The 22,157-nt window shown below is 51.1% G+C and carries 27 protein-coding genes; 20 read left to right on the forward strand and 7 right to left on the reverse strand.

Annotation, left to right across the window (positions count from 1 at the left end; translation table 11 throughout):
• The first annotated feature begins 220 nt into the window (after positions 1 to 220).
• Both VK694_00260 and VK694_00265 read left to right on the forward strand, forming a co-directional pair.
• A complete protein-coding gene (locus tag VK694_00260) occupies positions 221 to 1,018 on the forward strand; it encodes a glycerophosphodiester phosphodiesterase family protein (GenBank protein HTE57154.1) in 798 nt (265 codons plus the stop codon).
• Positions 1,015 to 1,632 carry an HAD family phosphatase gene (locus tag VK694_00265; GenBank protein HTE57155.1) on the forward strand — a complete coding sequence of 206 codons (618 nt, stop codon included), beginning with the start codon at positions 1,015 to 1,017 and terminating at the stop codon, positions 1,630 to 1,632. The genes VK694_00260 and VK694_00265 overlap by 4 nt, the downstream gene beginning before the upstream one ends.
• Positions 1,633 to 1,643: 11 nt before the next feature.
• Here VK694_00265 and VK694_00270 read toward each other — a convergent pair whose 3' ends face one another.
• Genes VK694_00270 through greA form a run of 4 tightly spaced genes read right to left on the reverse strand, consistent with a single transcriptional unit; the run spans position 1,644 to position 5,195 of the window.
• Positions 1,644 to 2,996: a HAMP domain-containing sensor histidine kinase gene (locus VK694_00270; GenBank protein HTE57156.1), complete on the reverse strand. Its 1,353-nt coding sequence runs from the start codon at positions 2,994 to 2,996 to the stop codon at positions 1,644 to 1,646.
• 1 nt (position 2,997) lies between these two features.
• Complete coding sequence (locus VK694_00275) at positions 2,998 to 3,948, reverse strand: PAS domain-containing protein (GenBank protein ID HTE57157.1); 951 nt, start codon at positions 3,946 to 3,948, stop codon at positions 2,998 to 3,000.
• Positions 3,949 to 3,993: 45 nt separating this feature from the next.
• A complete protein-coding gene (locus VK694_00280; GenBank protein HTE57158.1) occupies positions 3,994 to 4,671 on the reverse strand; it encodes a response regulator transcription factor in 678 nt (225 codons plus the stop codon).
• A gap of 59 nt (positions 4,672 to 4,730) precedes the next feature.
• Complete coding sequence (gene greA, locus VK694_00285) at positions 4,731 to 5,195, reverse strand: transcription elongation factor GreA (GenBank protein ID HTE57159.1); 465 nt, start codon at positions 5,193 to 5,195, stop codon at positions 4,731 to 4,733.
• 265 nt (positions 5,196 to 5,460) lie between these two features.
• Between greA and VK694_00290 the strand changes: the two genes are divergently transcribed.
• The 4 genes from VK694_00290 (at position 5,461) to VK694_00305 (ending at position 10,028) form a co-directional block, all read left to right on the forward strand.
• Positions 5,461 to 5,967, forward strand: a complete 507-nt coding sequence (locus tag VK694_00290) for a hypothetical protein (GenBank protein ID HTE57160.1) — start codon at positions 5,461 to 5,463, stop codon at positions 5,965 to 5,967.
• A 177-nt stretch (positions 5,968 to 6,144) separates the two neighbouring features.
• On the forward strand, positions 6,145 to 7,737 hold the full coding sequence (locus VK694_00295; protein ID HTE57161.1) for a lipid II flippase MurJ: 1,593 nt from the start codon (positions 6,145 to 6,147) through the stop codon (positions 7,735 to 7,737).
• Positions 7,738 to 7,798: 61 nt separating this feature from the next.
• On the forward strand, positions 7,799 to 9,580 hold the full coding sequence (gene lepA, locus VK694_00300; protein ID HTE57162.1) for a translation elongation factor 4: 1,782 nt from the start codon (positions 7,799 to 7,801) through the stop codon (positions 9,578 to 9,580).
• A gap of 4 nt (positions 9,581 to 9,584) precedes the next feature.
• On the forward strand, positions 9,585 to 10,028 hold the full coding sequence (locus VK694_00305) for a hypothetical protein (protein ID HTE57163.1): 444 nt from the start codon (positions 9,585 to 9,587) through the stop codon (positions 10,026 to 10,028).
• Here the strand turns inward: VK694_00305 and VK694_00310 are convergent.
• Positions 9,997 to 10,812, reverse strand: a complete 816-nt coding sequence (locus tag VK694_00310) for an alpha/beta hydrolase family protein (GenBank protein HTE57164.1) — start codon at positions 10,810 to 10,812, stop codon at positions 9,997 to 9,999. The genes VK694_00305 and VK694_00310 overlap by 32 nt on opposite strands.
• Complete coding sequence (locus tag VK694_00315; protein HTE57165.1) at positions 10,809 to 11,267, reverse strand: NUDIX domain-containing protein; 459 nt, start codon at positions 11,265 to 11,267, stop codon at positions 10,809 to 10,811. Before VK694_00315 ends, VK694_00310 begins: the two co-directional genes overlap by 4 nt.
• Positions 11,268 to 11,295: 28 nt before the next feature.
• Here VK694_00315 and VK694_00320 point away from each other — a divergent pair, with 28 nt between their 5' ends.
• From VK694_00320 to VK694_00335, 4 genes are all read left to right on the forward strand, one after another.
• The gene (locus VK694_00320; GenBank protein ID HTE57166.1) at positions 11,296 to 12,036 is read left to right on the forward strand and encodes a hypothetical protein; all 741 of its coding nucleotides are present in this window, start codon (positions 11,296 to 11,298) and stop codon (positions 12,034 to 12,036) included.
• A gap of 70 nt (positions 12,037 to 12,106) precedes the next feature.
• Positions 12,107 to 12,817 carry a transcriptional regulator gene (locus VK694_00325; GenBank protein HTE57167.1) on the forward strand — a complete coding sequence of 237 codons (711 nt, stop codon included), beginning with the start codon at positions 12,107 to 12,109 and terminating at the stop codon, positions 12,815 to 12,817.
• 73 nt (positions 12,818 to 12,890) lie between these two features.
• Positions 12,891 to 13,358, forward strand: a complete 468-nt coding sequence (locus tag VK694_00330; protein HTE57168.1) for a nucleotide exchange factor GrpE — start codon at positions 12,891 to 12,893, stop codon at positions 13,356 to 13,358.
• 140 nt (positions 13,359 to 13,498) lie between these two features.
• Positions 13,499 to 13,957: a hypothetical protein gene (locus VK694_00335; protein HTE57169.1), complete on the forward strand. Its 459-nt coding sequence runs from the start codon at positions 13,499 to 13,501 to the stop codon at positions 13,955 to 13,957.
• On the opposite strand, the gene VK694_00340 is transcribed toward VK694_00335, so the two are convergent.
• The gene (locus VK694_00340; GenBank protein ID HTE57170.1) at positions 13,939 to 14,988 is read right to left on the reverse strand and encodes a hypothetical protein; all 1,050 of its coding nucleotides are present in this window, start codon (positions 14,986 to 14,988) and stop codon (positions 13,939 to 13,941) included. The genes VK694_00335 and VK694_00340 overlap by 19 nt on opposite strands.
• Before the next feature lie 222 nt (positions 14,989 to 15,210).
• Here VK694_00340 and dnaK point away from each other — a divergent pair, with 222 nt between their 5' ends.
• From dnaK to VK694_00390, 10 genes are all read left to right on the forward strand, one after another.
• Positions 15,211 to 17,139, forward strand: coding sequence for a molecular chaperone DnaK (gene dnaK / locus VK694_00345; protein HTE57171.1), 1,929 nt, complete (start codon positions 15,211 to 15,213; stop codon positions 17,137 to 17,139).
• Positions 17,140 to 17,179: 40 nt separating this feature from the next.
• A complete protein-coding gene (locus VK694_00350) occupies positions 17,180 to 17,419 on the forward strand; it encodes a hypothetical protein (protein HTE57172.1) in 240 nt (79 codons plus the stop codon).
• A gap of 17 nt (positions 17,420 to 17,436) precedes the next feature.
• On the forward strand, positions 17,437 to 17,859 hold the full coding sequence (locus tag VK694_00355) for a J domain-containing protein (protein HTE57173.1): 423 nt from the start codon (positions 17,437 to 17,439) through the stop codon (positions 17,857 to 17,859).
• Complete coding sequence (gene cutA, locus VK694_00360) at positions 17,856 to 18,179, forward strand: divalent-cation tolerance protein CutA (GenBank protein ID HTE57174.1); 324 nt, start codon at positions 17,856 to 17,858, stop codon at positions 18,177 to 18,179. Before VK694_00355 ends, cutA begins: the two co-directional genes overlap by 4 nt.
• The gene (locus VK694_00365) at positions 18,172 to 18,354 is read left to right on the forward strand and encodes a hypothetical protein (GenBank protein HTE57175.1); all 183 of its coding nucleotides are present in this window, start codon (positions 18,172 to 18,174) and stop codon (positions 18,352 to 18,354) included. Before cutA ends, VK694_00365 begins: the two co-directional genes overlap by 8 nt.
• On the forward strand, positions 18,351 to 18,962 hold the full coding sequence (locus tag VK694_00370; protein ID HTE57176.1) for an NYN domain-containing protein: 612 nt from the start codon (positions 18,351 to 18,353) through the stop codon (positions 18,960 to 18,962). Before VK694_00365 ends, VK694_00370 begins: the two co-directional genes overlap by 4 nt.
• Positions 18,955 to 20,046 (forward strand): molecular chaperone DnaJ, encoded by a 1,092-nt coding sequence (gene dnaJ / locus VK694_00375; protein ID HTE57177.1) that lies wholly within the window; start codon positions 18,955 to 18,957, stop codon positions 20,044 to 20,046. The genes VK694_00370 and dnaJ overlap by 8 nt, the downstream gene beginning before the upstream one ends.
• A 277-nt stretch (positions 20,047 to 20,323) precedes the next feature.
• A complete protein-coding gene (locus VK694_00380) occupies positions 20,324 to 20,761 on the forward strand; it encodes a RimK/LysX family protein (GenBank protein ID HTE57178.1) in 438 nt (145 codons plus the stop codon).
• Between the two features lie 22 nt (positions 20,762 to 20,783).
• Complete coding sequence (locus VK694_00385; GenBank protein HTE57179.1) at positions 20,784 to 21,689, forward strand: RimK family alpha-L-glutamate ligase; 906 nt, start codon at positions 20,784 to 20,786, stop codon at positions 21,687 to 21,689.
• Positions 21,649 to 22,131 (forward strand): DUF192 domain-containing protein, encoded by a 483-nt coding sequence (locus VK694_00390; protein HTE57180.1) that lies wholly within the window; start codon positions 21,649 to 21,651, stop codon positions 22,129 to 22,131. The genes VK694_00385 and VK694_00390 overlap by 41 nt, the downstream gene beginning before the upstream one ends.
• The last annotated feature ends 26 nt before the right edge of the window (positions 22,132 to 22,157 follow it).

The raw sequence follows: 22,157 nt of genomic DNA on the forward strand, positions 1-22,157 counted from the left end.
AGCCAACAAAACAACAGACCACAGCTACCCATTCCAAGAAACAAACCTCCTGGCTCCGCCAGGCTTATGAACAACTGCAGCAGGCCTACGGCCTGCTGCTTTGGGGTGATGACGGATGAGGGGGAAGTGAGGGTGGTTCAGTATTTTTATGCAATGCCACCTCTGTCCATGAGTTTTCTTGCGTCACTCCGCTGGGGCGGTGGTGTATAGTAGAAAAATTATGAATGCCTATGCACGACCACAGTTTGAATACTTAGACCACGAAGACCCCATTGCCTTTGCCCACCAGGGAGGGGATCAGGCCGGCTGGGAGCGGCGGAATACCATGCCTGCCTTTGAGGCTGCTTATGTGCTGGGATATCGGTATTTCGAGACAGATGCTATCTGTTCTGCCGATGATCAGGTGATTGCTTTTCACGGGTCGGGCAGTCGGCGGGAAGAAGAGCGCTCGGGTTTGCCCCTAAGGAGCTTGCTGCAGACTCTGCCGTACGACGAAATACGCGACAAATACGAGATTGGCGGCGAGGAAATGCCGCTGATGGCCGATGTGCTGACCACTTGGCCGGATGTTCGAGTCAACATAGACCCCAAGACAAAAGAAGCCGTCCTGCCCCTGGCGCGGCTTATTCGTAAACTGGGGGTCGTAAACAGAGTATGCGTTACATCCTTTAGCAACGACCGTATCAAGGGCGTGGCCGAGGAGCTGGGCGGCCGAGAAAAGGTGTGTACCGGGCTGGGCCCTCTGGGAGCCATCGCCCTCAAGTCACAAGGCTTATTGGTGCCAGGGTATTTGGCGCGGACAAAAGCTGCATGCTTGCAGTTGCCCTACCAGCATGTCAGTAAAAGAATGGTGGAGTATGCTCGTCATTATGGCCTGGACACACATGTGTGGACACCAAACGATGCTTCTCATATGAGAGAGGCGTTGGAAAAGGAGGTTGACGGCGTCATGACTGATAATATAGTTGCACTCAAACAAGTGCTTATCGACAGAGAGGAATGGGCAGAAGCCGCATGAAAACATCATTAGTACTATTCGACGCCGCGGGCGTCTTGTTCCCGGCCAACAAGGTGGTAGGCGAGACCGTGCAGAAAGAATTTGGCTTGTCAGAAGAAGAGCTCAGTGAATTCTGGCACAATGGCCTGTACCACGAGCTAACAGTTGGTCGCATCACCACCGAAGATCTGCTGAAAGCTTTCGCCAAGACCTATAACCTGCCCCAAGAAAAAGTAACCAAAGAACTGTTTGTGGGCGCCTTTACCAAATCTCTCAGCCCCATGCCAGGGATTCGTGACCTTATAGAACGCCTCAAAAAGACAGGGGTCAAGCTGGCATTGCTGTCCGACACCACCGAGATGTATGCCGATATCCGCCACGAGCTGGGGTACTACGAACCATTCGAAAAGCTGTTCTTTTCCTACGACATTGGTTTTCGCAAACCAGACCCGCAAGCGTATCAGGCGGTCATCGACCATTACGGCGTACCGGCAAGCGAAATTTTCTTTATCGACGATATTGCCAAGAACGTAGAAGCCGCCAAAAACCAAGGCATGCGAGCCGTTGTGTTTACGGGCACTCCGCAACTCGAAAAAGACCTAGCTGCGGCTGGTATATTAAGTTCCGAAAAATGATAATCAGATAGTTACGAGTGTCTAGGAAGCGTCATGGTAAAGACAGTGCGACGGTGCGAACTTTTGGCGGTGAGCTGGCCACCTAGATTACTCTCTATAAACCGTTTAGCTAAATAGAGTCCGACGCCCATACCGCCTGGCTTGGTGGTGTAAAAAGGCTTGAACACACTGGCCAGTTCCTCTGGGGGGATACCTCTGCCGTGGTCGACAGTACTGAGCAGCATGGCGTCCTGGCCCTTTGGTTTGAGGGTGATCAGGACCTTGTGAGTGGTTCCTGACTGGACAGAGCTATAGCTGTCGATGGCATTAGTGACGAGGTTGGTCAGTTGCTGCTGGAAGACGACTTTTTCACCAAAACAATCAAAACCTCCGCTGGGTCGTGCCCATTCCAGCGTGACCCCAGCCCGCTTGGCCGAGGGCCCAAGTAGCTTGATAGTACGTTCTGTCTCTCGTGCGACATCAAATACTTCTGGTTCGAGCTGGCCTTTCAGTTGCTGGCGGGTGACCTTCAGGATTTCGTTTATGCTCTTCAGCTGGTTTCTGGCCTGACGGATGGCGGGGCTGTTTTCGGTGTTCAGGTTATCGATCTGGAAGGTCAGGGTTGTCAGGCTGTTGGCCAGATCATGCAATAGTGCCGTGCTGAGTTCACCCACTTCCGCAAAGCGATATAACTGTTGTAGCCTCTCGGCTTCCGTAGAGCGCAATTTTTGGTTCTGCTGTTTAATGGTTGTTGTCAGTAGGGTGCGTCGGCGGGCAAACTCTAACTCGGTGGCACTGAGCCGGCGACGGGTTTCTTCGAGCCGATACAGTGCACCACTAATTGCTGCCAGCAGGTGAAACAACAGCACCACCAGTATCGCACCCTGAAAATTGGTGGGCTTTGCGGACATGACATAAGCAGGGTGAATACCGTTATACAACTCAGCGGCCCGGATACCCAAAAACAAAATAGAATTGAAGCTGGCTATCAGTAGTGCGCACTTATAACCACACATAGTGCCCGACAAGATAATAGCTGCCGAGGCCAAGACCATAGAACCGGCCCCAATTCCCACACTCCAGGCAATACCGACTGCCAGGCAGGTATAAAGAAGTATCAGATGGTGGCCAACGAACTTTATGGCACCCCATCTATTGCTGATGTACAAAACTACACTGAGCAGCGCAATGACCGCATAAAAGGGCAGGGTCCGTGCGGCATAGGCACTGTCGTAGACCGTCAGTGCAAAAATAAGTGCCAGGGTAGCAAGTGGCAAAATGATGGCAGTGCACAACGCGTAGGTGGCGGCTATCTGCCACTGCCATATATGTGGATTGTGGTTTTTTGCAAAATAGATGAAGCTGTGGGCGTACTTTTTTAGCATATTAACTCCTGTAGACCGAGGAAGTTTTGTTGGCAAGCCGACTGGTAATGTCCTGGGAAGATCCGACTATCTTCACTGGATCACCCCCAGCGCCCACCATAACTTCGCCGAGTGTGTGTACCCAGATCATGGAGTCGTCGGGTCGTTTGATACGATGAATTACAGAAAAGGGGTGATGGTCGCACAGGGCTTCGTCAACCGTCTGCTCCACAAGCGGACGGTCTTCTGAATGCACCCACTTCAGGTAGGTTTTATAGGTGATATTGCGACCAGGCTTTACGCCATAAATGCCATATAACTCATCAGACCAATGCGCTTTGTCGCGGGCTATGTCCCACGTCCAGCTGCCTGTCAGTGAGGTCTCTCCGACCGTTCGTAAAGAAGCAACTCGCATTTGCAAAACCTCGACGATAATTCTTTGCGCCTTCACGAATAAAAAAGTCATGGCGTACGTGATGCCACCAACAAAGTAAAAGTGAAACATCATATCGGTATCGAACGGCAGTGCCAGCGTCCCTTGTACCTGCAAGATCAGTAAAAAGAATGAGGCCGCGTAGGTACACGCCACCCAAAAACTCCCCCATCTGCCAGGCAGAAACAACATAGCAAACACCACATACGCCGGAAACCACAAAAGTCCGGTGTGTGCCAACCCCCCTGTTATCTGCCACGGGAGCAGCACAATGGGACCCAGCGCCGCAAACACATTGGCGGCAATTGTCAGGCGGTTGTGGTAGTTGATCATCCACCAATTTACCAGGATGACCCCAGCAGCAAGTCCATATACTCCGGCCAAGCCAAATATTCTATGTTTGGCTTGTAGAATTGCATAGACCAGCAGGAATGCTAGGGCGATCAGCGTAAAAGCATCGAATAAATATCGTTGAAACTCTTCACTTTGCGCCTCGAAATAGTCTAATTCCGTACTATCCCGCCTTGTTCCAGTACTCATATATCTTCAATTGTACAGGATATCGCCCCTGGGGCTTCGAAATTCTTACTGTGGGGGAATATCTTTGACAGAATAGCCAACACCATGTGCGGTTTCAATTAAAGGCACCTCAAAAGGGCGGTCCACTTTGTCTCGCAAGTGTTTTATGTGGACGTCTATGCTGCTGGGGCGGACGCCTTTGCCCCATACATGGTCAAACAGAGTAGCCTTAGTGACAATCTGACCCTTATTGCGCATAAGGTATTCCAGTATGTCGTACTCTTTTCGTCGTAATGATAAGGTTTCTGTGCCTCGTCTGACCTTCCGCTTTTGGGTGTCCATAATCAGATCGTGTGTTCTGAGGACTGCCGGGCTTGCTAATCCGCTGCGGCGGAGCAGGGCGCTGATGCGTGCCTTTAACTGCCGTCCATCAAAGGGTTTTACCAGGTAGTCATCTGCGCCGGCATTCAGTAGTTCGATCTGAACCTCGGTATCTGTAGTGCCGGTTAAAACAAAGATGGGCACTTCTTTATCTAGCTGGCGAATCTTCTGGCAAACCTTGAGTCCTGGCATGTCAGGCAAACTGAGGTCTAGCATGACAAGATCATATGCTTGACGCTTAAATTGTTTCAGACCTTTGGTCCCATTTGAGGTAATACTCAGATCAAAGTCAGCGTCCAAAAAAACACTAATGCCGTGTGCTAAATCGGCATCGTCCTCTATAAAAAGAATTTTTGTGGTCATGTTTGGGCACATTGTAGCACGCACGGCCCAAGTCAAAAGTGCGAAAATAAACGGCGTTATTAGCCAATCTCTAGTATGACAAAAATGGTTATACCAGCCCTAGACGCTACCTCGATCTTTTCGCCAATCGCTTTGCCAAGCAGTGCCTGCCCCAGTGGTGATTCGTCAGAAATCAGACCATTTAGCGGATCGGCCTCGACCGTGCCAACGATTTTGAATTTTTGTTCACTCACTTCTTGGTTTCGCACGATGACGCGCGAACCGAGCTGTACTTTATTGCCATTCTTTGGCTGCTGTATAACCTGCGCGTTTCGGAGGATGTACTCGATTTCGGTTATGCGACTCTCGACCCGCTCTTGCTCTTGGCATGCAGAACTGTATTCTGCATTTTCACTCAGGTCGCCGAACTCACGAGCCGCTTTGATTCGTTCGGCAATCGGAGCGCGCTGCTTCTTCAGGCCCTCAAGCTCAATCTTGAGTGTCTCTATGCCTGATTTAGTCAGATAGAACGATTTCCTTAGCAATGCCTATGTCCCCATTTATTTAAGGTAAATTTAAGGTCGCACATTGATCAAGTGTAGCAGAAATTATTCAACTGACATCTCTAATTTTAGTAAAATTTAAGAAATAATTATATTTTGACGCCCCCTACCTCAAGGTTAGCTCTAGCAGAATAATGACAGGAGGCTGATTGTTTCAACGCTCTGTGGTAAAGTTTATTCACTTTGTGAGGTGAAAAGATAATTCTCTCAAGGTACCTTGATGGACATACGACCAAGGAGAATGTTCATGGACTCAGCTCCGGATGAGCTGTGTGTCAAGCTCAAGCATCTCGACAACGACCAGTGGCTAGTCCAGACCAATCGTCGTCACCAGGACCGTCTGCTGCTGCAGGCGCTGCGCAACGAATTTGCCGATGCGCAGTTCGGGGACGCCGGATACAACATCATGCTGCAGGCGCCCAACATGACCGAAGACATCGTGCACCATGTCGCGGAGGAACTGATCAACGACTTCTATGAAGATCGACAGCAGTTCTGCGCCAAGCGCGTGCTTGGCCTCGTGCGTGATTGCGCAGTTGTGGTCCGAGCAAACCGCCCTCTTCCCTTTAGTGAACGGGGAGCGCTGGTAGCAACCTTCATGGAAGTGCCGGGCGTGTCTGCGATCGACATTGCCAACAACCACCTCGGAAGTGAGGTCTGCGTCTACGTGGCCAACGACTTCTTCGATCCTGACGATGTGGCAGTGGGCATTATCGAGCGTCTGACCGCCTACGCCCAGCCCAGCACGGACTGAACCGCGCCCCTCGCGGTAGATGGACTCGTGTGGCTGGCTCCCACGCCTCCTACCCGTATGTCTATCTACCGCTCTGTGAGTGAGTGCTCATACTGATGAGTCCAAAAGGACGAAAGCGAAAAATCTCTACGCCAAAGGGTGTTTTTCGGGGAGTTTTACTTCTATAATGAGGGACTGATGAACAAATGGATCCGACGTGCCAATAAAAAGGTCGGCGTCAGTGGTGCGGCGGCCTTATTAATAGTTGTGTCACTCATCGGTCAGATACTGGGCTTTCTGCGCTATAAGATGGTCAACGCCAACTTTCCGCTGGTAGGCCCCGACAGTACCGATGCTTACTTTGCGGCCGTTAAAATTCCAGATTTCTTTTTCTTTACCATTGCAGCCGGAGCGTTGGGCGTGGCCTTTATGCCGTTTTTGGCCGAGCACCTAGAGCGTGGTGATCGCAAGGGTGTGTGGGAACTCAGTAATAGCTTGATGAACCTGTTAACTATCCTTATGGCGGTGGTTGGCGTGGTTATGTTTGTGTTTGCCGAGCCGCTACTGAAGTACATTGTTGCGCCTGGCCTGCCAGCCGAACAGTTGCATAAGGCGGTTATTATCATGCGGTTTATTTCATTTAATCCCATGCTGTTTGCCATCTCTGGCGTACTGACCAGCACCCAGCAAACTTTTGGCCGGTTCTTTTTCTATGCCATAGCGCCACTGTTTTATAACGTGGCCATTATTGGCAGTATTATTCTTTTCCGCGACAACATGGGTTTGGTTGGTTTGGGTCTGGGTGCATTGATTGGTGCTATTTTGCAACTGATAGTGGTGGTATTTGGTCTGGCAGGTGCGGGCTATAGCTGGCGGCCCAGGATTGCCTGGCGAAGTAAAGACTTCAAGCAGATTTTGCACCAGTTGCCGCCGCGCTCGATTGACCAGGGTGTGGATTCGCTCAACTCTATTGTCGAAACCAACCTGGCTACTCGTCTGGGTGTGGGCAACATCAGCTACTACGAAAATGCCTATATCATGCACACCACGCCTATTTTGCTGATTGGCACCACCATCTCCACGGCAGCCTTTCCGCGCCTGACCGAGCGCCTGGCACAGGGCCGCACTGACCTATTCCGCAAAGAGTTCCTGCAGATCTTGCGGGCCATGATTTGGATTACCATGCCCACTATTGTGGTCTGTTACTTTGCCCGTGGGTATTTTGCCCGTCTGATTTTTACCAACAGTGCGCCAGAAATTGCAGTGGTGTTTGGGTTCTTTGCCGTGGCCATTTTGTTCCGTACTATCTATGCCATTGTCTCGCGCTGGTTTTACGCACAGAAAGATACCAAGTCCCCGCTGTACGTGTCTTTGTTTGCCATTGCCCTGAACATTTTCTTGGCCTACACCTTGTCCAAGCCAGACGCCTACGGCATTTCTGGTCTAGCCATGGCCCAGTCTATCGTGGCTGCTGCCGAGGTTCTGCTGCTGGGTACGGTCATGCTGGTGCGTGACCGTAAGTTGTTTGACCAAAAGTTTATGAATGGCATAGTCAAGATCCTGTCGGTGACTGGCTTTAGCGTGCTGACGGCTTTCATTATGATTTCGCTCTTCCCGCTGAGCTTGAGCGACAGGGGATTTGTCACGCTGGGTGTCAAGCTGAGTATTATCACGGGCGCAACCTTCCTGGTGCACCTAGGCATTTCCTTGCTGTTCGGGCTGGAAGAAGCCAAACCGGTTGTTGAACGCGCCAAGCGTTTTATGTTGCGGCCAATAAAGATCGACTACTAGCTTTACTTTACTCTCATCGCGCTGCCCTCCCCTGGCCCCTATCTGTTATACTCGGTAGGATATGGACCAGTCCCGCATACGAAACTTCTGCATAATAGCTCATATTGATCATGGCAAGTCGACATTGGCCGACCGCTTGCTAGAGATGACCGGCACCGTGCAGCTGCGTGATATGAAGGCCCAGCACCTGGACAGGATGGACCTAGAGCGCGAAAAGGGCATCACTATCAAACTGGCGCCCGTACGCATGCAGTACAAAGATTACGAACTCAATCTGATTGATACACCCGGACACGTGGATTTTAGCTACGAAGTGTCCCGCAGTCTCGAGGCGTGCGAGGGAGCTATCCTGGTGGTGGATGCCACGCAAGGCATTCAAGCACAGACACTTGCCAATGTGTATCTGGCTATGGATGCCGACCTGGCTATTATTCCGGTACTGAACAAGATCGATCTGCCGGCCGCCGATGTAGAGAGAGTTAGCGGCGAAGTGGTTAATCTGCTGGGCTGCAAGCCAGAAGATATCCTGCATATTTCTGCAAAGACGGGGCAGGGTGTAGACGCGGTACTAGAGCGTGTGGTCGCAGATGTTCCCGCGCCAAAAGGCTCGGCCACCGAAGCAACACGGGCACTGATTTTTGACAGTTATTACGACGATTATCGTGGAGTTATTCTGTATGTCCGGGTGGTAGACGGCGCCATTAACAAGAGCGACACGCTCAAAATGTTAGCGACCAGTGCCGAAGGCCTAGCCCTGGAGGTCGGTGCTCTCAAGCCTGGCATGACGTCGTCCAAAGATTTGCAAGCTGGCGAGATTGGCTATATTGTCACCAACCTGCGTAGTACCCGCGAGGCCAAAGTGGGCGATACCGTAACACTGGCAAAATCCCCGGCAACTTCTGGACTACCTGGCTATAAAGACGTCAAGCCATTTGTGTACGCTGGATTTTTTCCTGACAGCAATGAGAATTATCAGCTGCTAAAAGAAGCTATTGAAAAGCTATCACTCAGCGACTCGGCTCTGCAGTTTACGCCAGAAAACTCGCCGGTGTTGGGCTTTGGTGTGCGTATTGGCTTCTTGGGTTTGCTGCACATGGATATTATTCGTGAACGGCTGGAGCGTGAATACGACCTAGAGCTGGTGGTCACCAATCCTTCTACGGACTATGAACTGTCTATGCTCAACGGCGAAGAGGCAGACATCAAGTCGGCGGTTGATCTGCCAGACCCAGCTAGTATTCGCGAGATTCGCGAGCCGTGGATCAAAGGCGAAGTGGTGGTGCCAAAAGATTACGTGGGCGCGGTCATCCAGCTTATTTCTTCTAAGCGTGGGCTGCAAAAAAACCTCAGTTATGTCGACGCCCAGTTGGCGGTGGTAACTTTCGAGGCGCCACTGGCAAACTTGCTGACTGATTTTTACGACCAGCTCAAAAGCGTGACGTCCGGGTACGGCTCTTTTAACTACGAGCTGGCAGACTACCGGCCAGAAGATTTGGTAAAGCTAGACTTTTATATTGCGGGCGACCGAGTAGATGCTTTGAGTATTATGGTCCATCGCAGTGAAGCGCAGGGGTTGGGACGTATCACCGTGGAAAAGCTCAAAGAAGTGATTCCACGCCAGAATTTCCAGGTGGCTTTGCAGGCGGCCATTGGCGGCAAATTCATTGCACGGGAAGACATCAGTGCGTACCGCAAAGACGTCACGAGTGGCTTGTATGGTGGTGACGTATCGCGCAAAAAGAAAGTGCTGGCCAAGCAAAAGAAGGGCAAGGCTCGCCTGAAGCGTTTTGGCAAAGTAGACATCCCAGCCGAAGCCTTTACTATCATGCTCAAGAGGGACTAACATTGTGGCTGATTCTCTGGAAATACGGCCTACCCAAGATCAATTGCGTCAGCTGCGTGACACCGTCCTGGGTCATGAACCTACCGCTCCACCCTTCGATGGCATCCCAGCGGACGTAAGCCTGACAAGATTTATTGACCTGGCTGCACCGCCTCTGTTTGATGAAAAGTTAGCTCCATCTGCCGTCTTGAGGGGCCCAGACAAGCGAGCCGTGTGGCTGTCTGTGTTTCGCGATCCTGACACAAACAGAATGCTCAAGCAGAGCATCTTACTTGTTGATCCCCCGATTAATCGCAGTGAACGCCCAGAGATTCCTCAGGTGAGTTATGAGCTACTGGAAGATCTTGGCCGGCTGGCGGTGCGGCGAATTGCTGCTCCCCCGGTGACAAGCGAGGAAGTAACAGCACTTCAGGAACTTATTGATCTGTCAGAGGACTTTGACTTTTAGGCTTCTCCGCGCGGCACGCCTGTAGCCACGTGGCTGTTTCTTCCAGTAGTTCGAACAGAATCTCGTCAGAGTCATTGAGTGCGTGCGTGGCGTTTTGTATAACGACGTGCTGCTTGGGCTGGTTGGCAGCTTCATAATATTTTTGCACGTAGGGTTTCAGGTCGCCTTTGCCGGCTGCAATAAACAGCAGTCGGTAATCCTTTCTGGCTAATTCTTCTTCTGGCAGGTCTTCATACTTGAGCCTTTCGTTTACCATGGCCAAGGGCTCGACTCGACCCATGCCGGCCAGGTACACGGTGGCGCCTTCTTTTTGTAAGATGGCATGTCTGGTCTGCTGTCTTTTTTCGTCAAACTCTTTGGAGCACTCAAAATGGCTGGGGTCCCATAGCACGGCGCCATCAAGTTTTTCGGTGCTCCTGAGAATGGTCAGGCCGCCGTAACTGTGGCCTGCTGCCATGACTTGCGGGGCACCTTGTGCCCGGACAAAACGCACAATCGTATCAAGGTCGTCAGCGTGAGTTTGTAGTAGACAATCTATCATGTCACGCGTGTCGGGCTCTTCGTTGTACAGGTTTACTCGCAGGGTGGCAAAGCCGTGTTCTGGCAGCAGCTTGGCAGTAAAGAACGGCAAATGGCTGTTGGAGCTAGCTGGTAGGCCATGCAGCAAGATCGCCACAGGTTGTGACCAGTTATCGCGCAAGATGGCATTGATGTGCAGGCTTGTACCTGGAATCGGAATTTTTACGGCCGTTTCTGGCCGGGCCGTGAACAGCAACGACTTCATGACTGCTTTGCTTTTTTGAGGGCCTCACGACAGCAAAATTTTATTCTGGGCAACAGGTCGTAGGCGGGATCTTCTAACTCTTCCTCGGTAAACCATCGTATGTCAGTGTGCTCGTCTGACTTAACGTGACTATTGTGTGTGGCGCGAACATAGTAGTTGAGGCTAATGTGTTTATGAGGAGCGTTTGCCTCGTGTACATCCACGCAATTGGGAGTATAGAGCATATGACCATCGGCGGTTTTTATAGGTGCTCGTTCGCTTAGTATTTCTACCTCTAGGCCCGTCTCCTCGGCTATTTCACGCTGCAGGGCTTGGTCTGGGTCTTCATCTAGCTCTACGTGACCGCCCATGGGGACCCACCTGCCGTATCGCGGGTGATTGACAAGCATGACAGTGTCTTCATATACAACAAAAGCCGTTACGATAAAATCATACAGTTCATTAACATGTGGCATAACACCCCCTATCTGGTATAACTATATCATGATCAATAAACTGGAGCACTTGGCTGAGTTTCAGCGAGTGCTCAAAGATTATCAGCCTTCCGAGCGCAGCAAAGAAATTTTGAATGCTACAGACTTGGTGCTGTTGGTCGGGCCCAGTTCTTCGGGCCGAAATACCATTGTGACCGATCTGAAGAAGACCGGCCACTACCACTACCTGGTTTCTGATACGACACGCAAAATCCGACATAAAAATGGCGAACCTATCGAATACAATGGCCGGGAATATTGGTTCCGTTCTGAGGCAGATGTACTGAAAGATCTAGAGGGTGGTAAGTTTCTAGAGGCGGCGCTTATTCACAATCAGCAAGTGTCGGGCATTAGTATCCGCGAAGTAGACAAGGCGCACCAATCGAACCAAATAGGTATCACCGACATTACGCCTGATGGTGTTGACACTATTTATGCACTGAAGCCAGACACCAAAATATTCTTTGTCATTCCACCCAGCTTCGAGGAGTGGATGAGGCGTTTTGACAGCCGCGGTACCATGCCGTCAGAGGAAAAACGTCGCCGGCTAGAGAGCGCCGAAAAAGAGTTTGAGGTTGCCCTGACTCACAAATACTATATCTTTTTGATTAACGATACTTTTGACCATGCCGTGGAACAGATCCACGAGTGGGTTATAGGGGGCAGGCATGATCGTGAGCATCAAAAGCGTGGCCGCCGAATTACCGAACAGTTACTACTAGGCACCAAAAAGTTTCTGGCCCAAAACTAACTTGCGGTTTTGGCGGGGAATTTGGCACTCTTGACTTGCGACTGCCAGCAGCGATACACTAAGCTCAGTTATGACAGATCGTCAGCGACAGATTCTGTGCGCAATTGTCGAGCAATACGCAGAGGTAGCCAGTCCTGTTGGTTCGAGCTTGCTTGCCAAAGTATTTAGTGTGTCCTCTGCAACTATTCGTACTGAAATGGCTGAGCTAGAACGTTTGGGTCTTATCGCGCAGCCGCACACCAGTGCTGGCCGCATTCCTACCGACAAGGGCTATCGGTTCTATGTGAACCACCTGAGCGAAGCACCTTCCAGGTCCACCAGCGAAGAGCGCCGGGGCGAACGGGCGTTGACCGCCCGGGTGCATGGCGGCGGCGTGCCCGAGCGGACTATCCGTAATGCTGTAGACACCTTGGTGGAGCTAACCGGCAACCTCGGCATGGCAACTATTGGCAATCAGCTGTATATGAGTGGATTGTCTAACTTGTTTGGTCAGCCCGAGTTTATGCAAGGAGCCCAGGTACAACAGGTGGCCAGCCTGTTAGACAATCTGGAGCCATGGCTGCGCGAAGCCGCGCCCAACGAACCGCTCAACGTCTACATTGGCCGCGAGAACCCTATTGGCCGCAATGCCGGCTGCACCCTCATCATTAGCCGGTTTCGGAGTTCGTACAGTGACCGCAGTTACATTGGTATCCTGGGCCCCACTCGACAGGGTTACAGAGACGTGATGAGTTTGGTGAGTCATGCTGGCCAGGCATTAGAGAAGGCGCTGCATGAGTAATACCATCACCGGGATGCTGGACGTCGGACTGATGTTTATAGTTGAATTTTTAGATGCATAAAAAGGGAAAGTTATGTCTACAAAAAAACCTACCAACAAAGAATTAGAGCAACAAATTATCGAACTCACCGGCGCTTTGCAGCGTGAACGTGCTGACGTCATAAACGTCCGCCGCCGGCATGACGAGCAAATTGGTGCGCTCAAAGACATGGTCAAGGCCAACGTGGTCCGTGACCTCTTGCCTGTTGTTGATAATTTCGAACGTGCCCTCAAGCATGTGCCCAAAGACTTAGAGGCCAACGACTACATCAAGGGTGTCCAGGCAGTTGTCAGCCAATTTGAAAAAACGCTCGCAGATATCGGTGTGCAGCGTATCAAGACAGTGGGTGAGGTCTTTGACCCCCGCTTTCACGAGGCCGTCAGCATGGAAGAGGGCGATGGTGCAGTAGAAGTAGTCAGCGAAGAGCTGCAGGCTGGCTATATACTGGGCGAAGAAGTCATCAGGCACGCTATGGTCCGTGTAAAAATGCAGGCCGGTTAGTGGGCTTCTCTGAGGCGCAACTTGATAAGTGGGCAAACTGGCTAGAAACTGAAACGAGCTACTCGGTAGGTAAGTTTCCTACTTCTGAGCAATTACGCTATTTCGATATTGGAGTGGCGCGTGGTGATTTTTCTTTTGAGATGAGTGCGCTTGGATATTTTAAGCGGGCTGTACTCAAGGCGGGCATTTTGTCTGTGGGGCAGGCGGTTGCGCTGAGGGCAGTGCAAGAGGTTGGCAAGTCTGCTCACAATCATCTTGCCTGTGCGGCAACTGCGCGAGTGGCCTTTGGCCAGGCGCCGTCTTTCATGGGAAGCATGTTCGACACCGTTGACGAATGGCGGGGGCGGTTAGCCACGCAAGATATAAAATCTTTGCCATTAACGCTTGCTACGATTGATGAACTTTCCCTGGGATTTGCCACTACTCAGCAGCTTCAGGATGAGGCCAACACGGCAGAGTTTACTCGGGTTTTGGCAGGTGTTGCCCTGCCTGTACAGGCGACGTTCATAGATCTGGCAGAGACCTACGGGTGGCCACAACCCGGTATTTCATCGAGCGAAGATATCCGTACTGCTGAGCCTCACGAGTTCTCGGTATAAATTGTTGCCTGGAGGCGCGTAACCATTTTGGCTACTTGGGGGGCATTTCTTATGCGCGCTATATGTTCATAAGATCGTTTGATAGCATCGCGGTCTTCCCGGTTTTTGGCGTGCAACATGGCGTTGAGTTCTAGGAACGATTTGGCGGCATCGTAGTCTTCCCATTTATGAGCGCGCTTGGCTTTTTCTTCGTCGGTAGTGACCGGCTTGGGCTCTACCTCATGATTATGCTGAATGTCATAGGGCTTTACCTGGCAAAACAGCAGACTTTGCGTACCAATGAGGATGTAATCCATATAGCTGGGCATCCAGGGGCGCTCTTTCAGGTGGGTCATATAGCGCATGGCATCGGCTGCGTCAGAAGCGTAGTCATTGCCCATGCGCTCGAAGATGCGTTTGACCAACAGTGAATGATAGCTATCGGTGCGGTTGGGGTCGAAGTGTTTGCTGGCGCGCATGGTTTCTTCCCCGGCGTCGTGCAGTAATAGGAGGCTGACGACGGTCTCTTCAAAAACGGGGTCGATCTCGTGCCCTTCGGTACGGAGTTTGCCAAACACATGATGGGCCATGGCCGCCGCGGCAAAGGCATGGCTGTGGTGGGTGCTGCCCGTCTTACGAAAGACGCCTTCATATGCCTTTTGGGCTAGCGCATCGCTGACCGCCATCAATTTTTTTTCATCAGGTACGCCTTCGCTCTGGGCCAGAGCCTCTTGTATCTGTGTCTTGGTGCGGCTATTTGCTCCCTCTAGCCCATCGGCTACAATGTCTGCCTCGATACCGCTGAACATATCAGTCAGCTGCTCCTCACTGATTGGTACAGATATAAAAGCGTCAACGGCTAGGGCGCCCGTGAGCATAAGCCGGTCCTGGCACAACTCGCGACCGTAGATATCTGTCAAATAGGTGCCCATCACCTCTGGGGTAGCTTCTCGCCGATTCATCGGGTTAAAGGTCATGTCGGCCAGCTCTAACTGTGCTTCGGTAAAAGCTGGCAGGGAACCAGTGCTGGTTTCTAGAGATGTCATTGCCATAAAAAGAAGAGTTAAAAGATATTGCTTAACAGCTTATTCCTCTTCAAACAGAAAGTAAAGGACGCAAACAAGACTGGCACTCTAGGTCTTTGAGTGCCAGAAATGTATGGTAAAATAGTTCTAGCACTCTTGGTAAGTGTGTGCCAGGTATTTAAAGAACGGCAGACATTTGGCCAAGAGCTTGATGCAGAAATACAAGATGTATTAGAAGGAGAACAATACATGGGAAAAATTATCGGAATTGACCTTGGTACTACCAACAGCGCCATGGCCGTTATGCAGGCTGGCAAGGCAGAGATCATTGCCAACAGCGAAGGCAACCGCACCACACCATCTGTTGTGGCGGTAAATAAGAATGGCGAACGTCTAGTGGGTCAGGTGGCTCGCCGGCAGCAGGTGACTAACTCTGCTAACACGATTTATGAAGTCAAACGCCTGATTGGCCGCAATTGGTCAGACAAAGAAGTCCAGCGTGATATCAAGCTGATGGGCTACGAAATGGTCAAGGCTGGCAACGGCGTCAAAGTAAAGATGGGCGACAAAGAATACAGCCCCGAAGAGGTTAGCGCTATGATCTTGGGCAAGCTGAAGGCCGATGCCGAAAGCTTCCTGGGCAGTCCCGTAACAGAGGCTGTCATTACGGTACCTGCGTACTTTGATGACTCTCAGCGTCAAGCTACTAAAGACGCCGGTAAGATTGCCGGACTAGAGGTCAAGCGCATTATTAACGAACCGACCGCCGCAGCCCTGGCATATGGCTTGGACAAGAAAAAGGCCGACGAAAAGATTGCCGTCTATGACCTTGGTGGCGGTACCTTTGACGTGTCTATCCTAGAACTTGGCGACGGTGTGTTTGAAGTAAAGGCTACCAACGGTGATACCCACCTGGGTGGTGCTGACTTTGACCGCGTGTTGGTCAACTACTTTGCCGACGAGTTCAAGAAAGAACACGGCCTGAGCATCAGCGACGACAAGGCTGCCATGCAGCGTTTGCGCGACGAAGCAGAGAAGGCCAAGATCGAGCTATCCTCTACCAACGAAGTAAACGTCAATCTACCCTTCCTGACCGCTGACGCCGACGGCCCCAAGCACTTCGAGCACAAGCTAACCCGTGCCAAGCTAGAAAGCCTGGTGGGTGACCTAGTAGACAATACTGCTGCTCCCTGCGAAAAAGCCCTGAAAGATGCTGGTCTGAAGGCTAGCGATATCGACGCTGTCGTTTTGGTTGGTGGTATGACCCGCATGCCAGCCGTACAGGAGAAGGTACAGAAAATCTTCGGCAAAGAACCTATGAAAGGTGTGAACCCTGACGAAGTAGTGGCTATTGGCGCCGCAATCCAGGGCGGAGTGCTGCAGGGTGATGTCAAAGACGTGTTGTTGCTGGACGTAACTCCACTGTCACTGGGCATCGAGACTCTGGGTGGCGTGGCGACCAAGCTGATCGAACGCAACACGACTATTCCAACCAGCAAGAGCGAAACATTCAGTACTGCTGCCGACAACCAGCCGCAGGTAGAGATCCACGTGGTTCAGGGCGAGCGCGAAATGGTGAGTGACAACAAGTCGCTTGGCCGTTTTGTACTAGACGGTATTCCATCTGCCCCCCGCGGTGTGCCACAAATTGAGGTGACCTTTAACATCGACGCCAACGGTATTCTGAACGTCACAGCCAAGGATAAAGGTTCTGGCAAAGAGCAGTCTATTACCATCCAGAACAGCGGTAACTTGGACAAGACCGAGGTAGAGAAGATGGCCAAAGAGGCCGAGGCCAACGCCGAAGAAGACAAGAAAAAGCGCGAAGCTATAGACGCTCGCAACCAGCTGGATAGCGCCGTCTACCAGGCAGAAAAGATGAAGTCTGATAATAAAGACAAGATTGCCGAAGAAGATGTAAAAACCCTGGACGAAGCTATCGAGGCCGCCAAGAAGGTAGTCACAGACGAAAAGGCTGACAAAGATGCCCTAGAGGCAGCCGCCAAAGAACTGACTGACAAGATGATGCCAATCGGTGCCAAGATGTACGAACAAAAAGACAAAGGTGCTGATGCCGAATCATCAGACGAGAAGCCGAAAGATGCCGATAAAAAGGCTGACAAAGAAGACGACGCCGTAGAGGGCGAAGTAGTAGACGACGAGGAAAAGAAAGACTAGATGGACCAGTCCGCTGACGAGCTGGCTTTTAGTTAGGGAGGTGATGATTTCTTTCGCCTCCCAAGACACTCGAGTGCAAGCAGTGGGTCAGTTTCTACTCACCGAGCACCAAGACTTGGTTAACGATGACACCCTAGACGCCTATCTGGACGACAGAGAGGCGCTGCTGGAAGAGGTAGCTCGCTACTACGACCTCGACTTCGAGGGAGTGCGGGAAGCTTTTGTGAACGCCCTGACTAGTTTAGGTGTAGAAAAGGGAAGCAACCATGGCGAAAATTAACAGAGGCGTGTTAGGCCATGAATAACGATCATTATACGATTTTAGGCGTAGACAGAAATGCCACCGTCACCGAAATCAAGAAAGCTTTTCGCAAAAAAGCCCTGCAGCTGCACCCAGACCAAGGGGGTGACGAACAGGCTTTTCGTGAGCTCAAGGCGGCGTTTGAATACCTGATTACCCACCCACTGGTAGAGGACGCAGAGATTGGCTACAACCCTGGGGGCTATGATCCATTTACAGATGCCAACTACGACAAGCACACCTTTTTTGCGCCCGAGCACGACCACATTGCCGAGTTCGAGCGGACGGTGCGTGCCCAGGGCTGCCCATATTGCCACGGCATAGGCACTATTAGTAAACTAGTAGACCCCAGCCAAGGGTTTATGGGCCGCCAAGAGCGCTTTTGTCGGTGCCAGATAGTACAATGGGCACCAGCATGACAAAAAGAGATTACTGCTACCTGTACCTGACCTGCGAAGACGCTGCCCAGGCCTCGCGCATTGCCAAGTCCTTGCTAGGCCGGCGGCTGGTAGTGTGCGCCAAGCAAGTCCCCGTGCAGGCAGCTTATTGGTGGGAGTCCAAGATCACTCACGCTAACGAAGTTTTACTGGTCATGGAAAGTGCGTTAGATTTATTTGATCGGGTAGAAGCAGCAGTTGCCAAGCTGCACAGCTATGACACATTTGTTTTAGAGGCGGTACCCATTGCAGCAGTATCGACAAAAGCTAAGGCATGGATGGAAGAGAATTTAGATGGCTAAAAAAGATTATTACGAAGTACTTGGCGTTGGCAAAACTGCCAACGCAGATGAGTTCGTGAAGGCTTCTGACCAAGCGCTGACGTTGACTAATGCGGGACTTTTTGTTACTATAGGCTTACAGCACCCCGTGTTGGCTTCGGCCTCAGCGGGGCTTTTTTGTGGAGGATACGTATGAGAGTTTTAGTAGATGGTGAAAATTTGCGACATCAGCTTGCGCACATTCTGAAGCAACACCAGAAAATCAACGACAAACACGCTTATTTTCGCTTTGATCTGGTCGGATTCTTACGGGAGTCGTTGCATGTTGCGTTGGTTGATGTTACCTATTACACTACTCGCATAAAACAGCCCACTCAAAAAGTACCCATAAAACTCCAGAAACGAATCACTTCAATTTCTGAAGCGAATCGACGCTGGGTAGCAGACCTGACAAACCAAAAAATAACAGTTGTAAAAGCGGGGTATCTGCGTGTTCGAGAATCAGGTGCCTGTGTTCACTGCAGCAAGAAAACGCTTGTACTACAAGAGAAGGGGGTCGACGTTCGCGTGGCCACAGATTTGGTGATTGCTTCTCACGATAAGCCGCAGAAGACCGTTGCACTGGCTTCTTCGGATAGTGACTTGGTGCCTGCAATGCAGGCTGCTCACCGGGATGGCCTGCCCGTTATCTATTTTTGCTATGCAGGGTGGTTGAATCGTTCGGTTTCTTCGCAGGCCCAAAAGACAATTACGTTTGACGATGCTATGGTTCTCAAATACTTCAAAGGAAACAACAATGGCTAAAAAAGATTATTACGAAGTACTTGGTGTTGGCAAAACTGCCAGCCCAGACGAGATCAAGAAAGCTTTCCGGCGAGCAGCCGTAGAGCACCACCCCGACAAAGGTGGTGACGAGGCTAAGTTCAAAGAAATCAACGAAGCTTACGAAGTGCTCAAAGATTCGTCCAAACGCCAACGCTACGACCAGTTTGGCCACGCCGGCGTGGGTGGCAATGGTGGCGGTGACCCATTTGGTGGCTTTGGTGGACAGGGCCAGAACGTCAACTTTGACTTTGGCGACATGGGCTTGGGTGACATCTTCAATAGTTTCTTTAGCGGTGGTACGGGAGGCGGCGGTCGTCAGCGTCAGGCACGAGGCCGCGATGTAGAGGTAGCCGTAGAAGTTAGCTTTGAGCAGGCTGTCTTTGGCACAGAGGTAGATCTGAATATCGAGTTAGAGGACGAGTGCGAACACTGCAAAGGCAGTACCGTAGAGCCGGGCCACGAGATGAAAAAGTGCGACGAGTGTGATGGCCATGGTCAAGTAACCCGCGTTATGCGTACTGTTTTTGGCAATATTCAACAAGCCACGGTCTGTCCCAAGTGCAAAGGTGTTGGCAAGGTGCCCGAAAAAGTCTGCACAGTGTGTCATGGCAAGGGTACTCGGCGAAAGAAACAAGAAATTGGCCTGAAAATCCCGGCCGGCATAGACGACGGTTCGACCATTCGATTGCGCGAACATGGCGAGGCAGTTGCCAATGGACCAAAGGGTGACTTATACGTGCACGTACGGGTCAAGTCCCACAAGAAATTCACCCGCGAGGGCGACCTTATTCTGAGCGAAGAAACAGTAGGCATGGTAGACGCGGCCCTGGGCACTGAAATAGAGGTGGACACGGTTGACGGACCGGTCAACATGAAGGTGCCAGCTGGCACTCAGCCCGGCACTGACTTTAAACTGTCGGGTCATGGAGTACCACATCTCAAGCGTGAAACACGTGGCGCACATATTGTGACTATCCACGTCGAAACACCTACCAAGCTATCCAAAAAGCAACAGGAACTGCTGGAAGAATTTAAGTCTCATAAAAAACGAGGCTTGTTCTAGTAGCAAAAAACTGCATATATTCTGTACAAATTTTTACAATGCGTGTACAAATAAGCATATGCGTCTCGTAAAGTTCAAACGGGGTAAGGGCGCACTGAAAAAACTTGATCAAAGCGGCCTGATTCCTCTCCTTCTTGTAATACTCTTTATTGTTGTTAGTCTGGTGCTGTTCGCTTATCTGCGCGTACAGAATGCTAAATAGTTCTATATAACAGGGGTAATTTCTGGTCATACTGTCTTAGAAATGGTATACTGATACTTCATAATCTTTGACAGTATGAAGCAACAAGTCCCACCAAAAATTATCAGTACTTTTGAGCCAGTTGGGTTTCCGGATTTTGGCGTGGACGAAGTAAAAGCAAAGATAGACACGGGGGCCTATACCGGCGCCCTACACTGCACCAATATCCGCGTAGAAAAGTCCGAAGCAGGCAAAGTTCTGCACTTTTCGCCGCTTGGCGATCCGGCCGTTGATGCAACCGTCACCGAATTTGCGGTGCGGTATGTGCGCAGCAGCAATGGTGATAATCAGAAACGATATTTCATAAAAACGCGCGTAATCGTCCGGGGCCAAACCTACCCCATCGCTATTAGCCTGGCAGATCGCAGCGAGATGCGGTGGCCAGTACTCATTGGCCGGCGATTCTTACGCCACCACCATTTTTTGGTTGACGTTGGCAAACGTGCCACGTATGGTGAACCGGTAGAGGAATAATGAAATGGATCAAGCTCCACCAATGAAGATAGCTGTATTGTCCGCCGGACCGGGCAACTACACGACCATGCGTCTTATAGAAGAAGCCAAAGCCCGCGGTCACGACGTGCGGGTGGTTAACTATAACAAATGTTATATGACCATCGAGCGCAGCAACCCAGTTGTGCGCTACGAGGGTGAAGATTTGTCTGACATCGATGTGATTATTCCCCGTATTGCCCAGTCGGTAACCAAGTACGGCACAGCGGTGGTACGCCAGTTTGAAATGCAGGGTGTATTTACTACGGCCAGTTCTATTGCCATAAGCCGCTCGCGCGACAAACTACGCGCTATGCAAATCATGGCTCGTGCTGGTGTGGGTATACCAAAGACCGTATTCTCGCGCGAGACAGCCGAGACAGACGACCTTATCGAACAAACTGGTGGTGCGCCTGTGATTATCAAGGTGGCTCGTGGTACTCATGGCAATGGTGTGGTGTTAGCCGAGACCAGGAAGGCTGCTCAAGCGGTAATGCAAGCCTTTTACGTAGAGGGCGTGAACTTTTTGGTGCAGGAATTTGTCAAAGAATCTGCCGGTGAAGACATACGAGCTCTGGTGGTTGGTGGCAAGGTAGTTGCTAGTATTAAACGCCAGAGTCTTGACGATGATTTTCGTTCCAATACTCACCAAGGTGGTGTTGGCAGCCCGATAAAACTCACCGAAGAAGAGCGCAAAACTGCCCAAAAAGCCGCCAAGGCTATGGGGCTGCCCATTTGCGGTGTGGACATGATGCGTAGCGACCGTGGCCCACTAGTGCTGGAGGTAAATTCCTCGGCCAGTATCAAGACGCCCGAGCAAGTGACCGATCGCAACGTAGCAGGTAAAATTATTGATTACATAGAACAAAATGCCAGAGGCAAAAGAAGACGCGATCGAGTCGGCGCCTAAAAAAGGCCGACCATACAAACTGCTGGGCGGGGGTCTGCTAGCCTTGCTGTTCTTCCTGGCCATAGCAGTATTGCCAGACCGTCTTGGGTCTAATGTGGTGCTGGGCCATCAGAACTTTCGAGTAGATGTAGCTGCCACGGCCGCCCAACAAGAACAGGGCTTGTCGGGCCGGACTGGGCTGGCTGACCGCCAAGGTATGCTCTTTGTCTTTCAGGATCCGGATACATCGTGCTTTTGGATGAAGGACATGGAGTTTGATATAGACATCTTATGGTTTGACGAGGGCCGGCACTTGATCCACCAGGCAAAAAACTTGTCACCAGACACCTACCCAGCCAAGTATTGTCCGCCCAGGGCAGCCAAATATGTGCTGGAGGTTCCGGCTGGAACGGCTGACCGGCTTGGCCTAAAAGATGGTGACGACATAGAAGTTAACCTTTAACATAACCGTTTTCTGGTATCATACCC

It is taken from the genome of Verrucomicrobiia bacterium (genome assembly GCA_035489575.1).
Taxonomy (GTDB): Bacteria; Patescibacteriota; Saccharimonadia; order Saccharimonadales; family JAGQNK01; genus DATHJY01.

What these genes read in the sequence shown, in the direction of transcription:
- VK694_00260 (HTE57154.1), top strand. Translation starts at nt 221, where the DNA reads ATGAATGCCTATGCACGACCACAGTTTGAATACTTAGACCACGAAGAC.
- VK694_00265 (HTE57155.1), top strand. Translation starts at nt 1,015, where the DNA reads ATGAAAACATCATTAGTACTATTCGACGCCGCGGGCGTCTTGTTCCCG.
- VK694_00270 (HTE57156.1), bottom strand. Translation starts at nt 2,996, where the DNA reads ATGCTAAAAAAGTACGCCCACAGCTTCATCTATTTTGCAAAAAACCAC.
- VK694_00275 (HTE57157.1), bottom strand. Translation starts at nt 3,948, where the DNA reads ATGAGTACTGGAACAAGGCGGGATAGTACGGAATTAGACTATTTCGAG.
- VK694_00280 (HTE57158.1), bottom strand. Translation starts at nt 4,671, where the DNA reads ATGACCACAAAAATTCTTTTTATAGAGGACGATGCCGATTTAGCACAC.
- VK694_00290 (HTE57160.1), top strand. Translation starts at nt 5,461, where the DNA reads ATGGACTCAGCTCCGGATGAGCTGTGTGTCAAGCTCAAGCATCTCGAC.
- VK694_00295 (HTE57161.1), top strand. Translation starts at nt 6,145, where the DNA reads ATGAACAAATGGATCCGACGTGCCAATAAAAAGGTCGGCGTCAGTGGT.
- lepA (HTE57162.1), top strand. Translation starts at nt 7,799, where the DNA reads ATGGACCAGTCCCGCATACGAAACTTCTGCATAATAGCTCATATTGAT.
- VK694_00310 (HTE57164.1), bottom strand. Translation starts at nt 10,812, where the DNA reads ATGAAGTCGTTGCTGTTCACGGCCCGGCCAGAAACGGCCGTAAAAATT.
- VK694_00315 (HTE57165.1), bottom strand. Translation starts at nt 11,267, where the DNA reads ATGCCACATGTTAATGAACTGTATGATTTTATCGTAACGGCTTTTGTT.
- VK694_00320 (HTE57166.1), top strand. Translation starts at nt 11,296, where the DNA reads ATGATCAATAAACTGGAGCACTTGGCTGAGTTTCAGCGAGTGCTCAAA.
- VK694_00325 (HTE57167.1), top strand. Translation starts at nt 12,107, where the DNA reads ATGACAGATCGTCAGCGACAGATTCTGTGCGCAATTGTCGAGCAATAC.
- VK694_00330 (HTE57168.1), top strand. Translation starts at nt 12,891, where the DNA reads ATGTCTACAAAAAAACCTACCAACAAAGAATTAGAGCAACAAATTATC.
- VK694_00335 (HTE57169.1), top strand. Translation starts at nt 13,499, where the DNA reads ATGAGTGCGCTTGGATATTTTAAGCGGGCTGTACTCAAGGCGGGCATT.
- VK694_00340 (HTE57170.1), bottom strand. Translation starts at nt 14,988, where the DNA reads ATGGCAATGACATCTCTAGAAACCAGCACTGGTTCCCTGCCAGCTTTT.
- dnaK (HTE57171.1), top strand. Translation starts at nt 15,211, where the DNA reads ATGGGAAAAATTATCGGAATTGACCTTGGTACTACCAACAGCGCCATG.
- VK694_00355 (HTE57173.1), top strand. Translation starts at nt 17,437, where the DNA reads ATGAATAACGATCATTATACGATTTTAGGCGTAGACAGAAATGCCACC.
- cutA (HTE57174.1), top strand. Translation starts at nt 17,856, where the DNA reads ATGACAAAAAGAGATTACTGCTACCTGTACCTGACCTGCGAAGACGCT.
- VK694_00365 (HTE57175.1), top strand. Translation starts at nt 18,172, where the DNA reads ATGGCTAAAAAAGATTATTACGAAGTACTTGGCGTTGGCAAAACTGCC.
- VK694_00370 (HTE57176.1), top strand. Translation starts at nt 18,351, where the DNA reads ATGAGAGTTTTAGTAGATGGTGAAAATTTGCGACATCAGCTTGCGCAC.
- dnaJ (HTE57177.1), top strand. Translation starts at nt 18,955, where the DNA reads ATGGCTAAAAAAGATTATTACGAAGTACTTGGTGTTGGCAAAACTGCC.
- VK694_00380 (HTE57178.1), top strand. Translation starts at nt 20,324, where the DNA reads ATGAAGCAACAAGTCCCACCAAAAATTATCAGTACTTTTGAGCCAGTT.
- VK694_00385 (HTE57179.1), top strand. Translation starts at nt 20,784, where the DNA reads ATGAAGATAGCTGTATTGTCCGCCGGACCGGGCAACTACACGACCATG.
- VK694_00390 (HTE57180.1), top strand. Translation starts at nt 21,649, where the DNA reads ATGCCAGAGGCAAAAGAAGACGCGATCGAGTCGGCGCCTAAAAAAGGC.